General features: G+C 73.5%; 13 protein-coding genes. 9 read left to right on the top strand and 4 right to left on the bottom strand.

What is annotated here, in order from left to right; all coding sequences use genetic code 11:
- Positions 1–43: 43 nt before the first annotated feature.
- Both ABZ565_RS31040 and ABZ565_RS31035 read left to right on the top strand, forming a co-directional pair.
- Positions 44–1,291, top strand: coding sequence for an MAB_1171c family putative transporter (locus ABZ565_RS31040; protein ID WP_361034233.1), 1,248 nt, complete (start codon positions 44–46; stop codon positions 1,289–1,291).
- Positions 1,288–1,881, top strand: coding sequence for a hypothetical protein (locus ABZ565_RS31035; RefSeq protein WP_361034230.1), 594 nt, complete (start codon positions 1,288–1,290; stop codon positions 1,879–1,881). Before ABZ565_RS31040 ends, ABZ565_RS31035 begins: the two co-directional genes overlap by 4 nt.
- Positions 1,882–1,887: 6 nt before the next feature.
- Here the strand turns inward: ABZ565_RS31035 and ABZ565_RS31030 are convergent, their stop codons facing one another.
- Entirely contained in the window at positions 1,888–3,588 is a 1,701-nt protein-coding gene (locus ABZ565_RS31030; protein WP_361034227.1) for a SpoIIE family protein phosphatase, read from the bottom strand.
- A 144-nt stretch (positions 3,589–3,732) separates the two neighbouring features.
- Positions 3,733–4,485: a helix-turn-helix transcriptional regulator gene (locus ABZ565_RS31025; RefSeq protein WP_361034224.1), complete on the bottom strand. Its 753-nt coding sequence runs from the start codon at positions 4,483–4,485 to the stop codon at positions 3,733–3,735.
- A 77-nt stretch (positions 4,486–4,562) separates the two neighbouring features.
- Between ABZ565_RS31025 and ABZ565_RS31020 the strand changes: the two genes are divergently transcribed.
- From ABZ565_RS31020 to ABZ565_RS30995, 6 genes are all read left to right on the top strand, one after another.
- Complete coding sequence (locus tag ABZ565_RS31020) at positions 4,563–5,756, top strand: MFS transporter (protein ID WP_361034221.1); 1,194 nt, start codon at positions 4,563–4,565, stop codon at positions 5,754–5,756.
- Positions 5,757–5,838: 82 nt separating this feature from the next.
- Positions 5,839–6,324 carry a peroxiredoxin family protein gene (locus tag ABZ565_RS31015; protein ID WP_361034218.1) on the top strand — a complete coding sequence of 162 codons (486 nt, stop codon included), beginning with the start codon at positions 5,839–5,841 and terminating at the stop codon, positions 6,322–6,324.
- Between the two features lie 108 nt (positions 6,325–6,432).
- Positions 6,433–6,942: a hypothetical protein gene (locus ABZ565_RS31010; RefSeq protein ID WP_361034215.1), complete on the top strand. Its 510-nt coding sequence runs from the start codon at positions 6,433–6,435 to the stop codon at positions 6,940–6,942.
- A 69-nt stretch (positions 6,943–7,011) separates the two neighbouring features.
- Complete coding sequence (locus ABZ565_RS31005) at positions 7,012–8,457, top strand: SPFH domain-containing protein (RefSeq protein ID WP_361034212.1); 1,446 nt, start codon at positions 7,012–7,014, stop codon at positions 8,455–8,457.
- A 195-nt stretch (positions 8,458–8,652) separates the two neighbouring features.
- Positions 8,653–9,123: a TrkA C-terminal domain-containing protein gene (locus ABZ565_RS31000; protein ID WP_072487793.1), complete on the top strand. Its 471-nt coding sequence runs from the start codon at positions 8,653–8,655 to the stop codon at positions 9,121–9,123.
- Positions 9,124–9,125: 2 nt separating this feature from the next.
- Entirely contained in the window at positions 9,126–10,367 is a 1,242-nt protein-coding gene (locus ABZ565_RS30995) for a cation:proton antiporter (protein ID WP_361034208.1), read from the top strand.
- A gap of 10 nt (positions 10,368–10,377) precedes the next feature.
- On the opposite strand, the gene ABZ565_RS30990 is transcribed toward ABZ565_RS30995, so the two are convergent.
- Entirely contained in the window at positions 10,378–10,923 is a 546-nt protein-coding gene (locus tag ABZ565_RS30990; protein ID WP_361034205.1) for a MarR family transcriptional regulator, read from the bottom strand.
- Between the two features lie 131 nt (positions 10,924–11,054).
- Here ABZ565_RS30990 and ABZ565_RS30985 point away from each other — a divergent pair, with 131 nt between their 5' ends.
- On the top strand, positions 11,055–11,567 hold the full coding sequence (locus tag ABZ565_RS30985; protein ID WP_361034201.1) for a nitroreductase family deazaflavin-dependent oxidoreductase: 513 nt from the start codon (positions 11,055–11,057) through the stop codon (positions 11,565–11,567).
- On the opposite strand, the gene ABZ565_RS30980 is transcribed toward ABZ565_RS30985, so the two are convergent.
- Positions 11,564–13,066 carry an MFS transporter gene (locus tag ABZ565_RS30980; protein WP_361034198.1) on the bottom strand — a complete coding sequence of 501 codons (1,503 nt, stop codon included), beginning with the start codon at positions 13,064–13,066 and terminating at the stop codon, positions 11,564–11,566. The two genes, ABZ565_RS30985 and ABZ565_RS30980, sit on opposite strands and share 4 nt — an antisense overlap.
- Positions 13,067–13,182: the final 116 nt, after the last annotated feature.

Genomic DNA, 13,182 nt, shown 5'->3' with positions numbered 1-13,182 from the left:
CCTACCGCCCGACCGCACTCCCCCACACCCGAGGACTTCCGACGTGACCCCGCTCGACCTCGCCGGCTATCTCATAGCGGGCCTGATGACAGCCGTCGCCCTGTGGCGCATGCCGGCCGCCCTGTGGGGTGACGAGGAGGACCGGCGCCGCCGGGCGCTGTGGGGGTGTTACGCGGGATTCGCGCTGGCGCTCTGGACGAAGACCCGGTTCGTGCGCGTCGGACTCAACGACAGCCCGGTGACCGACCTGTCGGTCCTCATCAAGCACTACACGGCGACCATCGCGATTCTGGCCATTCTCAGCTACATCGTGGCGATCTACGGCCGGTACGCGGACGAGGGGGCGATTCCCCGGCACGTGCGGTTCGCCCGGCTCATCCAGCAGGTGGCCACCAAGGCGTCGGTCGCCACCCTCGTCCTGCTCACCGTGCTGTTCTTCACCGTCGTCGACCGCTCCACGCCCTCGGACCGCTTCGTCGCCGACCACGCCGGGCAGTGGGGCGCCACGCTGTACATGAGCGTGTTCTACCTCTACCTCGGCGCCGCGTCCGCCGTCTGCGCGTACCAGTGGGCGCTGGCCACCGGGAGCGCCCGGATGCGCCATCTGCGCGTCGGGCTCGGGATGATGACGTTCGCGATGTTCATCGGCGTCGGGTACACCGTCAGCCGGACGCTCTTCCTCTGGGTCAGCGTCGTGGACCGGCCGAGCGAGTCCTTCGCGCTGGACTTCGACGAGGTCACCGAGGCGGCCCAGGTCGTCCTGTTCCTCTTCTTCGCGGTCGGCGCCTCCATCCCGGCCCTGAGCAACGTCCGCCGCCGCGCCAAGCTCTGGCGGGCGCAGGCCCGGCTGCACGGCCTCTGGTACGAGCTGATGACCGCCTTCCCGGACCAGCCCTTCGAGCCCCCGCGCCCGCTGCGGCGCGAGCTGACCCGCTTCGACACGCCCGCCGACCTGCGCGTCGACCGCTGGGCGGCGGACATCGCGGACGCGGTCGAGAAACTGCGCCACTACGTGCCGGACACACTGCTGCCCGCCGCCGAGGCCGCCGCCGGGGCCGGTTCCGGGTCGCCGCTCGCCGACGCGTACTGGATCAAGGCGGCGCTGATCGCCCGGGACGCCGGGGCGCCGGCCGGTGAGGCGGCGGCCGTAGGCACCCAGCACGCCACCGACCAGGACGACGAGGTCGCCTGGCTCGTCCGGGTCGCGGCCGCCTATCGCACGGTCACCCCGGAACGGGCGCGCCGGATTCTGGAGAACGCTTCCGCAGCGGGCAAGGAGCAGCCGGCATGACCACCGACACCACGGCCGCCCCCGACCACGCCCTCGCGCGGAGGGTGACCGACGTCCTCCAGCCCCGCAACCTGCTGCTCGTCGGCATGCTCGCCATCGGCCTCGCGGCGGCCGGGGACTGGACCGGCGTGCCCTGGGGGCTGCTCGGCGCGCTGTGCGCCGGAATCGTGCCCGCCGGGTACATCGAGTGGGAGCGGGGGCGCGGCACCTGGGGCGACCGCCATGTCGTGGACCGCACCAAGCGGGCGCCGATCTTCTTCGTGATCCTGGGCTCCATCGGCACCGGCTCGGCGGTCATGGTGCTGGGCGGGGCGCCCACCGGCATCCTGGCCGCGATGCTCGCGCTGTGGGCGATGACGGTGGTGCTGCTCGCGGTCAACACGGTGTGGAAGATCTCCGTGGACGCCTCCGTGGCCTCCGCCGTGGTCGCCCTGCTCGCCGCCGCCCACTCGCCGTGGTGGCTGTTCGGGTACGCGATGGCGGCCGCCGTCTCCTGGTCGCGGGTGGCCCTGGGCTACCACACGGTCGGCCAGGTCACGGCGGGGACGGCGCTGGGCGCGGCGACGGCGGCGGCGTTCCTGTTCGTGTGACCCCGCTCAGGGCCCCGCGTCCGGGTCGTCCCGGGTCCGCGAGGCCATGACCGCGATGTCGTCCTCGGCGTTGGGGCCGAAGCGTTCGAGCACCCGGTCGAGGAAGGTCTCCAGATCGCCGTTGTCCGGCAGGGTCAGCTCCCCCAGCCGGGCGACGCACGTGTCGATGTCCTCGCCGCGCCGCTCCACGAGCCCGTCGGTGTACATGAACAGCACCGTGCCCGGCCCGCACTCCATCACCGTGGACCGGTAGCCGCCGAACCCGGTGCCGAGCGGCGGGGCCGCCGGCACGTCGCAGATCCGGGTGCCCGCCGCGCCCGGGTCGAGGAAGACCGGCGGCAGGTGGCCCGCGCTCGCCACCTCGCACAGGCCGCCGTCCGCGTTCACCACGGCGAGCAGACAGGTCGCCGCCCGGTCCATCCCGGACCGCTCCACCATCCGGTCCAGCTGTTCCAGGATGCGGTGCGGGGGCAGTTCCTCGTCGGCCAGGAGGCGCAGCAGCGAGCGGTAGTGGCTCATCGCGACGGCCGCCTCCACGCCGTGCCCCATGACGTCGCCCATCGCCTTCAGGTGCCGCCCGTCGGGCAGCGGGATGACGTCGAACCAGTCGCCGCCCACCAGGACGCTGCGGTCGGCCGGCAGATAGCGGGTGGCGACCTCGATGTGCGGGTGCGGCGGCCGGGGCTCGGAGAGCAGGGAGCGCTGGAGCTCCAGGGCGATGGTGTGCTCGTGGGTGAAGCGGCGGGCGTGGTCGAGATGGACGGCGGCCCGCCCGGCGAGCTCCCGGGCCACCACCACGTCGTCGTCCGAGAAGACGGGCGAGCCGCCGGCCCGGAGCAGGCCGAGTACGCCGATCGGGGCCCCGCGCACCGCGATCGGCACGGCGACCGCCGAGTGCAGCCCGAGCTCCCGGTAGGCGGCGACGCGCTCCGGGGTGGGCGCGGACCGGCTCAGCCGCTCGTCGTCGGTGATGTCCTCGACGACGGGCTGATTGGTGGCCAGGCAGCGCGATACGGCGGCCTCCTCCTGGTAGTCGATGTAGTCACCGGCCACCCCGAACCGGGCGACCTCACCGCTCAGCCCGCGCACGGCCGACATGGCCGCGCGGCGCAGCCGGACCACGTCGGGCGGGGCAGGGCGCACCGGCGGGGCCACGTCCGGGGGGAAGACCTCGACGGCGGCGATGTCGGCGAGGCCGGGGACGACGAGGTCGGCCAGCTCGGCGCAGGTGGTGTCCATGTCGAGGGTGGTGCCGATGCGGGTGTTCGCGCTGTCGAGGAGCGAGAGGTGGCGCTGGGCCTGGGCGAGCCGGCGCTGTTCGTCGTCGGCCATGACCTCCAGCACGATCCCGACGATGCCGGCGACCCGGCCGTCCACCTCCAGGCGGTGGTAGGCGCCGTGCCAGTAGACCCGGGCGGTCCCGGACTCGGCGGGCAGCCGGCCGCTGGAGGTGACCTCGCGGGCCCGGCCGTCCGCGAGCACGGCGCGCATCAGGTCCTCGCGTGCGTCGATGTCGGGCATGACCTCGCCGGGACGGCGGCCGATGTGGGCGGCGGGCGGGATGCCGTTGTGCCGTACGAGGGACGGGTTGACGTACACGTAGCGCAACTCGGTGTCGAACACGGCCACGCCCGCCGTCGTGCCGTCGAGCACGGCGGCGAGCGCCGTGACATCGATGGACGGCGGATGGTCGGCGTGCACCGGCAAGACAAACCTCCTGGAGGCAGGGCGCGGGCCGCCTGCTGCCCGGCCCTTCATCCTCGGTCGCCCCGCACGCTCCCGCATCCGCAGCACCGCCCAGGGCCTGTCCTGAGGATCTTCGTGGGCCCGCGAAGATCCGCCGGACAGGGCCTAGGGGGTGCCTGCCGCGTAGGAGCCCGGGGTCGTGCCGAAGGCGTGCCTGAAGGACTGGATGAAGGCGCTCGGGCCGCTGTAGCCGCAGGCCACGGCCACCGAGGTGACCGAGCCGCCCGAGGCGAGCAGGGTCAGCGCGTGGTGCAGGCGGAGCTGGGTGCGCCACTGCGGGAACGACATCCCGGTCTCGGCGCGGAAGAGGCGGCTCAGGGTGCGGGGCGCCGCGCCGACGGCCGCGCCCAGCTCGGTGAGGGTCCGCCCGTCCGCCGGGTCGTCCTGGAGGATGCGGGCGATGTCGCGCAGCCGGGCGTCCGCCGGGGTGGGCAGGCAGACCCCGAGCGGTTCGACCCGGCGCAGCTGGTCGAGCGCGACGCGCTCCAGGTTGCGCCGGCGGCGGGCGTCGCCGGACGGCTCCGTGTCGTCGGTCAGGCAGGCCACGACCTCGCGCAGCAGCGGGGTGACGGCGAGGACGGTCGGCCGGTCGAGCCGGAGCGGGTTGTCGTCCGGGGCGAAGCTGAGCGCCCGCAGCTCGGTCGGCCCGTACGCGAGGTGCGCGTGGAGGACACCGGCCGGGATCCACACCGCCCGGTGCGGGGGCACGGCCCAGACCCCGAGCGGGGTGGCGACCTCCAGGACCCCGCGCGACGGGCAGACGAGCTGGTGCTCCAGGTGGTGGTGGCTCTCGATGCGCTCCTGGTGCGCGAGCGGGACCCGGGCCGGGCCGTGCAGAGTGCGGCAGGTTGGCGACATAAGCAGGCAGATTATCGCTAGCCCGCTCCCACGCCCGGCCGGAATCCTCGAAGGGACCTTCAACGAGGAGCACCTTCATGACCACCGACGACGCCGCACCGGCCGGCGCCCCGCCCGCCGCGGCCGCCGCGCCCGTCTCCGCCTGGCGGCGGATGCGGATGTGGGGCGCCGCGCACGCCGTGGACGACCTCTACCAGGGCCTGGTGCCCGCCTGCGTCCCGTACTTCGTGCTCGACCGGGGCTACAGCTATGTCGCCGCCTCCGGGCTGACCCTCGCGGCGGCCCTCGGCAGCTCGGTGCCGCAGCCGTTCATCGGACTCGCGGTGGACCGCTACCGGCTGCCCCGGCTGGCGCCCGCCGGGCTGGCCGTCGCCGGGATCGGGCTCGGCCTGTCCGGTCTGGTGCGGCCGTACGCGGCCGTCTGGCTGCTGATCCTGCTCTCCGGGCTCGGCGTGGCGATGTTCCACCCGGCGGCGGGCAAGGCGGCCCGGGAGGCGGCGGGCGACAGCGCGTCCGCGATGAGCGTCTTCGCGGCTGGCGGCAGCGTCGGCTTCTTCCTGGCCCCGGTGCTCGCGACCCCGGCGCTCGTCGCGATGGGGGTCGGCGCGACGGCGCTGTTCGCCCCGCCCGCCGTCCTGATGGCGTTCGTCCTGCTCCGGCACCGCCCGGCCGCCGCCCCGGTGCGCAGGGCGGGCCGGGCCGGGCGGGACCGGTGGCGGCCGTTCCTCTTCCTCACCGGGATCGAGGTGGTGCGCTCGGTGGCGTTCTTCGGGGCGATCACCTTCATCGAGCTGTTCTGGATCCGCCACCTCCACTCGGGCCGGGGCGTCGCCGGTGTCGCGCTCGCCTGCTTCCTGGTCGGCGGGGTCGCCGGCACGCTGCTCGGCGGCCGGATCGCGGACCGCGTCGGCATGGTCCGTACGGTGCAGCTGGGCGGCCTCGCCGCCGTACCGGCCCTGCTTGCCCTGCGGTTGACCCCGGGCACCCTGCTGCCGCTGGTCTTCGCGGTCCTGGCGGGGCTGACGCTCAACGTGCCGTTCGCCGTCCTCGTGAAGCTGGGTCAGGACTACCTGCCGGGGCGCCCGGGCACGGCGGCCGGGGTCACACTGGGCCTCGCCGTCAGCATCGGGGGGCTGATCGCCCCGGCGCTGGGCGCGGCGGCGCAGGCGTACGGGCCGCAGGGCGTGTTCACGATCCTCTGCGCCATCCCCGTACCGGCCGTGCTCCTCGGGCTGTTCCTCACCGAGCCGGAACCGTCCTCGGGTGTCTGACCGTCCCCGGTGACGGAGGCATGCTGTACGCGACACGGGCGGCACCACCGCCGCCCGGGAGCAGCACACCGAAGGGCACCCCATGGGATCGTCACCGCAACTCGGCACGCCCGTACCGGACTTCACCCTCGCGGGCGGTGTCCTCACCGGGGACGCCTTCGAGCGGCGCGCCTACTCGCTCGCCCAGGCGGGCGGGCGGGCCCTGGTCCTCGCCTTCTACCCGGGCGACAACACCACCGTATGCACCAAGCAGTTGTGCGCGTACTCCTCGGGCATGGAGACCTTCGAGGCGCTGGACGCGGAGGTGTGGGGGATCAGTCCACAGGGTGTGGACAGCCACGAGTCGTTCGCCCGCGCCCATGGGCTGCGCATGCCGCTGCTGGCGGACCCGGGCCGGGAGACCGCCCGGGCCTTCGGCGTCGCGGCGCCCGGGATCGGGGTGCGGCGCGCGGTCTTCCTGGTCGACGCGGAGGGGGTGCTGCGGTGGAAGCACGTGGCGCTGCTGGGGGCCACGTTCCAGTCCCTGGACTCCCTGGCCGACCGTCTCTCCGGCATCAACAACAAGTAAAAGATTGCCGGGTTCCGGCAGTGTTGCCTCGGGGGTGCGTATGGGACCATCCAGCCAGTTCGACGGAAAAGCAGCACAGGGGACGACGGGGCCGGGAGGGGTGATCGGATGACCTTGTTCCTGGGTCTCGGCATCGCGGGGATCGCCCTGCTCGCCCTGTCGCTGATCTTCGACGGAATCCTGGAGGGCCTTTTCGGGGGCCTGCTGGAGGGCCTGTTCGGCGGGCTCGTCTCCCTTCCGGTGATCGCGGGCTTCCTGTCGATGCTCGGCTTCGGCGGCGCCATCGTGCTCGGCACGACCGGTGCGGGCACCCTCGTCGCCACCCTGGCGGGGGTCGCGGCCGGGCTGGTCGCCGCCCTGCTGACCTGGAAGTTCAGCCGCGCCCTGATGCGGGACCAGACCGACGCGACTCCGCGCGACGAGGACCTGGTCGGCACGTCGGGGTCGGTGGTCACCGCCATCCCGGCCGACGGCTACGGCGAGGTCCTGCTCCGCCTCGGCGGCCAGCTCGTGAAGCTGTCCGCGAGGAGCGCGGTGCCGGTCGCGCGCGGCGCCGAGGTCTGGGTCGAGGCGTCGCTCTCCAGCACGTCGGTGTCGGTCCGTCCCGTCGAACGCTGACCGGTACGCCCGGCCCCATCACCGCTCGTCTCACGACTGCCCCCGTCAGGAGGCAGAGGGGGAAACCGCATGAGTCCCGTAATGATCGCGATCGCCGGAGTCGTCGTACTCCTCTTCCTGCTCGCCCTCGCCGTGATCACCCGTTACAAGGTGGCCGGCCCCAGCCAGGCGTTCATCATCACCGGCCGCCGGGGCAAGAAGTCCGTCGACCCGGTGACCGGCCGGACCAGCATCGACAACAGCGGCCAGAAGGTCGTCGTCGGCGGCGGCGTCTTCGTCGTGCCGTTCGTCCAGCAGAAGTTCACCCTGGACCTGTCCAGCCGGCACATCCCGGTCGCCGTGCGCGGCGCCGTCACCCTGCGCGGCGTCAAGGCGCACCTCGAAGGCGTCGCGATCGTGAAGGTCGGCGGCAGCGAGGACGCGATCCGGGCCGCCGCCCAGCGCTTCCTGCGCCAGCAGGACGGCATCGTCGGCTTCACCCAGGAGGTGCTCTCCGGCGCACTGCGCGCCATCGTCGGCCGGATGTCCGTGGAGGACATCATCCGCGACCGCGCCGCGTTCGCCGGCCAGGTGGCGGAGGAGGCCGAGGCCAGCCTGTCCGGCCAGGGCCTGATCCTGGACGCCTTCCAGATCCAGGACATCACCACCGAGGGCTCCTACCTGGAGGACCTGGGCCGCCCCGAGGCCGCCCGCGCCAAGCAGGAGGCCGACATCGCCGAGGCCATCGCCCGCCGCGCCTCGGAGCAGGCCCGGCTGAAGGCGGCCGAGGAGATCGCGATCGCCGAGCGGACGTTCTACCTGAAGCAGGCCGAGATCAAGGCCGAGACGGAGGCCGCCGCGGCCAAGGCCAACGCCGCCGGTCCGCTCGCCGAGGCCGCCCGTCAGCAGGAGGTGCTCACCGAGCAGGAGAAGGTCGCCGAGCGCCAGGCCGCACTGACCGACCGCGAGCTCGACACCAAGGTCCGCAAGCCCGCCGACGCCGCCCGCTACCAGGCGGAGCAGGAGGCGGAGGCCCGCCGCATCGCCCAGGTCAAGGAGGCCGAGGCGGCCGCCGAGCGCGCCCGGCTCACCGGTCAGGGCGAGAAGCTGCACCGCTCCGCGCTCGCCGAGGCGGTCCGCATCGAGGGCGAGGCGGAGGCCGCCGCCATCGCGGCGCGCGGTGCGGCCGAGGCCGAGGCCATGCGGAAGAAGGCCGACGCCTTCGCGCAGTACGGCGACGCGGCCGTGCTCCAGATGCTCGTCGAGGTGCTGCCCGAGGTCGTCGCCAAGGCCGCCGAGCCGATGAGCGCGATCGACAAGATGACCGTCATCTCCACGGACGGCGCGAGCCGGCTGTCCCGTACGGTCACGGACAACGTCGCCCAGGGCATGGAGCTGCTCAGCTCCACCACCGGGGTCGACCTCGCCGCGCTGCTCCAGAACCTCAAGGGCGCGGTGCCGAAGCCGGCCGAGCCCGTCGCACCGGCCCCGGCGGCCTCGCCGGAGAAGAACGGGAAGATCGAGATCGGCGACTGATCCACCGTACGAACGGACCCGCGTGCCCGGCCGGTTGCGCAACCGGCCGGGCGTTCGTGTGCCGGGGTCCGGGACGTAACGGGACGGTGGCCGGAAAACGCCCCTCAGGGGTGGCGCATACCTCCGGATAAGGTAATGCGAGCCTAAAGAGATCACCAAGTGCCTCGCGCGTGCCGCGCTCCTCGGGAGGAAGCCATGGGAACCCACCGCACCACGCTGCCCGGAGTCGGCGTCCAGTACGACTACACCACCGAGTCGGGGCAGCACATCTCCGTGGTGGTCCACCACGACGGGCGGCGGTTCATCGGCTTCTACGACCAGGACGACCCTGATTCGTGCCGGCTCTCCGTCCCCCTGACTCCACAGGAGGCGACCGGTCTCGCGCACCTCATCGACGCGGCGCCCATCGACGCCGTACGGACCGAGGGCATCGACCTGGTCACCGAGCACATCCCGCTCGGCACCCGCTCGCCGTACGGCGGCCGGCTGCTCGGCGACACCAAGGCGCGGACCCGGACCGGCGCCTCGATCGTGGCGGTGCTGCGCACCCACAGCGCGCACCCGTCACCCGGGCCGGACTTCCGGCTGGCCATCGGCGACACGCTCGTCGCCGTCGGAACGCGCGAGGGCGTCGACACGCTCTCCGAGATCATCGCGGAGGGCTGACCGTGCACGACACGACCGCACTGCTGGTGGAGCTCGGCTCCGTCATTCTGGGACTCGGCATCATCGGGCGGTTCGCCGGCCGGATAGGGCTCTCGCCGATCCCGCTCTATCTGCTGGCCGGGCTGGCCTTCGGCGAGGGCGGGCTGCTGCCGCTCGGGGCCAGCGAGGAGTTCACCGCCGTCGGCGCCGAGATCGGCGTCATCCTGCTACTGCTCCTGCTCGGCCTCGAATACAGCGCCTCCGAGCTGGTGACCAGCCTGAAGACGCAGTACCCGTCCGGGGCCGTGGACTTCGTGCTCAACGCGACCCCGGGCGCGGTCGCCGCGCTGCTGCTCGGCTGGGGGCCGGTCGGGGCCGTCGCGCTCGCCGGTGTCACCTGGATCTCCTCCTCCGGCGTGATCGCGAAGGTCCTCGCGGACCTGGGACGCCTCGGCAACCGGGAGACCCCGGTCATCCTCGGCGTGCTGGTCATCGAGGACCTGTCGATGGCGGTCTACCTGCCACTGCTCACCGCCATGCTCGCGGGCGTCGGCCTCGCCGGCGGCAGCATCGCCCTGCTGATCGCGCTCGGCACGGTCGGCCTGGTGCTCTACCTGGCGCTGCGGCACGGCCGCCTCATCAGCCGCGCGGTCTCCTCCGACAACCCGGAGATGCTGCTGCTCGTCGTGCTCGGGCTGACCGTCCTGGTCGCCGGGGTGGCCCAGCAGCTCCAGGTGTCGGCCGCCGTGGGCGCGTTCCTCGTCGGCATCGCGCTCTCCGGTGAGGTCGCGGAGGGGGCGCGCAAGCTGCTGACCCCGCTGCGGGACCTGTTCGCCGCCGTCTTCTTCGTGTTCTTCGGGCTCTCCACCGACCCGGCCGAGATCCCGCCGGTGCTGCTGCCGGCCGCGCTGCTCGCCGTCGTCACCGTCTTCACGAAGATCGGCACCGGCTGGTACGCGGCCCGGCGCGCCGGCATCGGACCGCGCGGGCGCTGGCGGGCGGGCGGCACGCTCGTCGCGCGCGGCGAGTTCTCCATCGTCATCGCCGGTCTGGCCGTGGCGACGGAGCCCCGCATCGGCCCCATCGCCACCGCGTACGTCCTGATCCTGGTCATCGTCGGCCCGCTCACCGCGCGCTGGACCCAGCCGGTGGTCGAACGCGTCCAGAAGTGGCGCGGCAAGGACGCGGGGGCTCCCGCGCCGGTCGCGGCCGGCGGTGAAGCGGTCCCCCCGGCCCGGGAAGAGGTCTCGGCGTCGTCCGAGTGACCGCGTGGCGTCAGGCCCCGGCCGGCAGGTCCGGCGTCCACCCCAGCGGGTAGGCGTCGGTGCCCTCCGCGGGGGCCGCCGCCTCGCCGCCCGCGTCGGTGAACGCCCGCAGCGCGTCGATCAGCGCGGCGCGCTGCTCGGGTGCGATGCGCTCCACGATCGAGGCGACCTCCCGGCGGCGGCCGGCCGTGACCTCCTCGACCAGGCGGTGGCCCTCGGGCGTCACCCGGAGCACCGTCTCGCGGCGGTTGACCGGGTTGACCTGACGCTCCGCGAGGCCCGCCGCGATCAGCCGGTCGAGCATCCGCATCGCGGTCGAGGGGTTCACGCCGAGGCGTTCGGCGAGGGTGACGAGCTTGGCCTCGCCGTGCGTGGAGAGCACCACGAGCAGCCGGAACTGGGGCAGCGTCACCCGGTCCTCGACCGCCGCGAGCGACCGGGCGGACACCGCGACCAGCAGTCTCGACGCGGTCAGCACCGCGCGCGTCACCGCGTCGACGTCGTCCCCGCCCGGGGCGGTCGGGGGGTCATCGGGTGCCTGTCCGTGCGCGGCCATGCCCCTTTTTACCGCGCCCGGCCCGCTTACTCGAACCGGCCGCCATCCGATACGGAAACGCCGCCCAACCGGTACCGGACCGACAGCGGCGCGCACTGGCCCCGACCTTTGGATTGTGCAACGTTTGCATAGTGACGCATGAATCCGCGGCTTCGCCCGCTCCCCGGCGCCCGGCCCCGCCGACCGGCTGGCGGCGCACCGCCTTCCGGCTGCCCGTCCACATGTTCCGCATGGGGCTCGGGCCGCTCTTCGGGGGCCGGCTGCTGCTGCTCGTCCACACCGGACGCGTCTCGGGCCTCCCCCGCCGGACCGCCATCGAGGTCGTGGAGGCGGGCTCCCAGGAGGGCCGGGCCTGCTGGACCGTCGCCTCGGGCTTCGGCCCCGGCGCGGACTGGTTCCGCAACCTGGAGCGCACCCCGCACGCCACGGTGCAGGTCGGCCGCAGGTTCCACGCGGTGACCGCGCAGGTGCTGACCGCCGAGGAGGGCGGCGAGCTGATGGTGCGGTACGCGCCCCGCCACCCCGGGGTCGCCCGCCGGCTCTGCGCGTACATGGGCTTCGAGGTGGACGGCGGTACGGAGGACTACCGGCGGGTGGGCGAGGCGATCCCGTTCGTCCGGCTCACCGAGGGCGCGAAGCGCTAAGCGCGCGCCGGTTCCGGCTCCTCGGCCAGGTGCGGGCGGGGCGCTCCGGGCCGGTACAGGAGCAGGGTGACGACGAGCCCGAGGGCGAAGAAGCCCGCGGACCACCAGTACGCAGTGGCATAGCTCTCCAGCTGGGCCCGGGCGACGACGGGCGGGGTCGGCCGGCGGCCCACCAGGTAGTTCGTGGCGGCGCTGGTGGCGAGGGTGTTCAGCAGGGCCGTGCCGATGGAACCGCCGACCTGCTGGCTGGTGTTGACCATCGCCGAGGCCACCCCGGCGTCCCGCGCCGCGACGCCCGCGGTGGCCAGGTTCATCGCCGTGGCGAAGACCATGCCGAGGCCGATGCCCAGGCAGAGCGTCGGCGGCAGCACATGGGCGGCGTAACCGCTCGACAGATCCAGGGCGGTGAGCCACACCATCGCGGCGGCCGCGATGCCCATCCCGGTCGGGACGATCGGTTTCGCGCCCAGTCGCGGCACCAGCACGTTCGTCGTCGTCACCGACGAGACGATCATGCAGGCGACCATCGGCAGGAAGGCGAGCCCGGTGGAGACCGGCGAATAGCCCAGGCTCTTCTGCAAGTAGTACGTGAGGAAGAGGAAGACGCCGAACATCCCCCCGCCGGAGATGAACATCGCGAGGAACGACGCCGCCCGGTCCCGGTCCAGCACCACCCGCATCGGCAGCAGCGGATGCGCCGCCCTGGTCTGCCACCACGCGAAGGCCGCCACCAGCACCGCGCCCGCCGCCAGGAACCCCCAGGTCAGCGGCGAACTCCAGGCGTGCGACTCGGCCTGGGAGAAGCCGTAGACGATGCAGAAGAGACCGGCCGAGACGAGCAGCGTCCCCGGGATGTCGAGCCGGGGCCGGTCGCCCGGCGCGCCCGCGGTCAGCAGCCGCCACCCACCGGTGAACGCGAGGAACGCGAAGATCAGGTTGACGTAGAGGCACCAGCGCCAGTCCAGGTACTCGGTGAGCACCCCGCCGAGCAGCAGCCCCACCGCACCGCCCGCCCCCGCGATGGCGCCGTAGATCCCGAACGCCTTGGCCCGCTCCTTGGGCACGGTGAACGTCGTGGTGAGCAGGGACAGCGCCGCCGGGGCGAGCAGCGCGCCGAACAGGCCCTGGAGGGCGCGGGCCAGCACCAGGACCTCGAAGCTCGGGGCGGCACCGCCGATCGCGGAGGCGACCGCGAAGCCGACGAGGCCGGTCAGGAAGACCACCCGGCGGCCCACCAGGTCGGCGATGCGTCCGCCGAGCAGCAGCAGCGAGCCGAAGGCGAGGGCGTACGCCGTGACGATCCACTGCCGGTTGCCGTCGCTGAAGCCGAGGTCCTGCTGGGCGGACGGCAGCGCGATGTTCACGATCGTCGCGTCGAGCACCACCATCAGCTGGGCGAGGCCGATCACCCCGAGCACCCACCAGCGGTGGGACGGGTGCTCCTCACGGGGGTTCGCCCGGCGGGCTCCTGCTTCCCGGGGACCTGCTTCACGGGCCATGGGGCGGATCTCCCTCGCTGCGCACACCGCCGGAATCCCCCGGCTGATCACGCTAGGCGGAGGGCGCCGGTCCCGCATGTGGAGCCGTTCGGACGGGCGGGGTACGGCTGGCCGGG

Source organism: Streptomyces sp. NPDC016469 (assembly GCF_040632905.1).
GTDB lineage: Bacteria > Actinomycetota > Actinomycetes > Streptomycetales > Streptomycetaceae > Streptomyces.
Note: the sequence above shows the minus strand (reverse complement) of the source record. Positions and strands in the feature narration are given on the sequence as shown.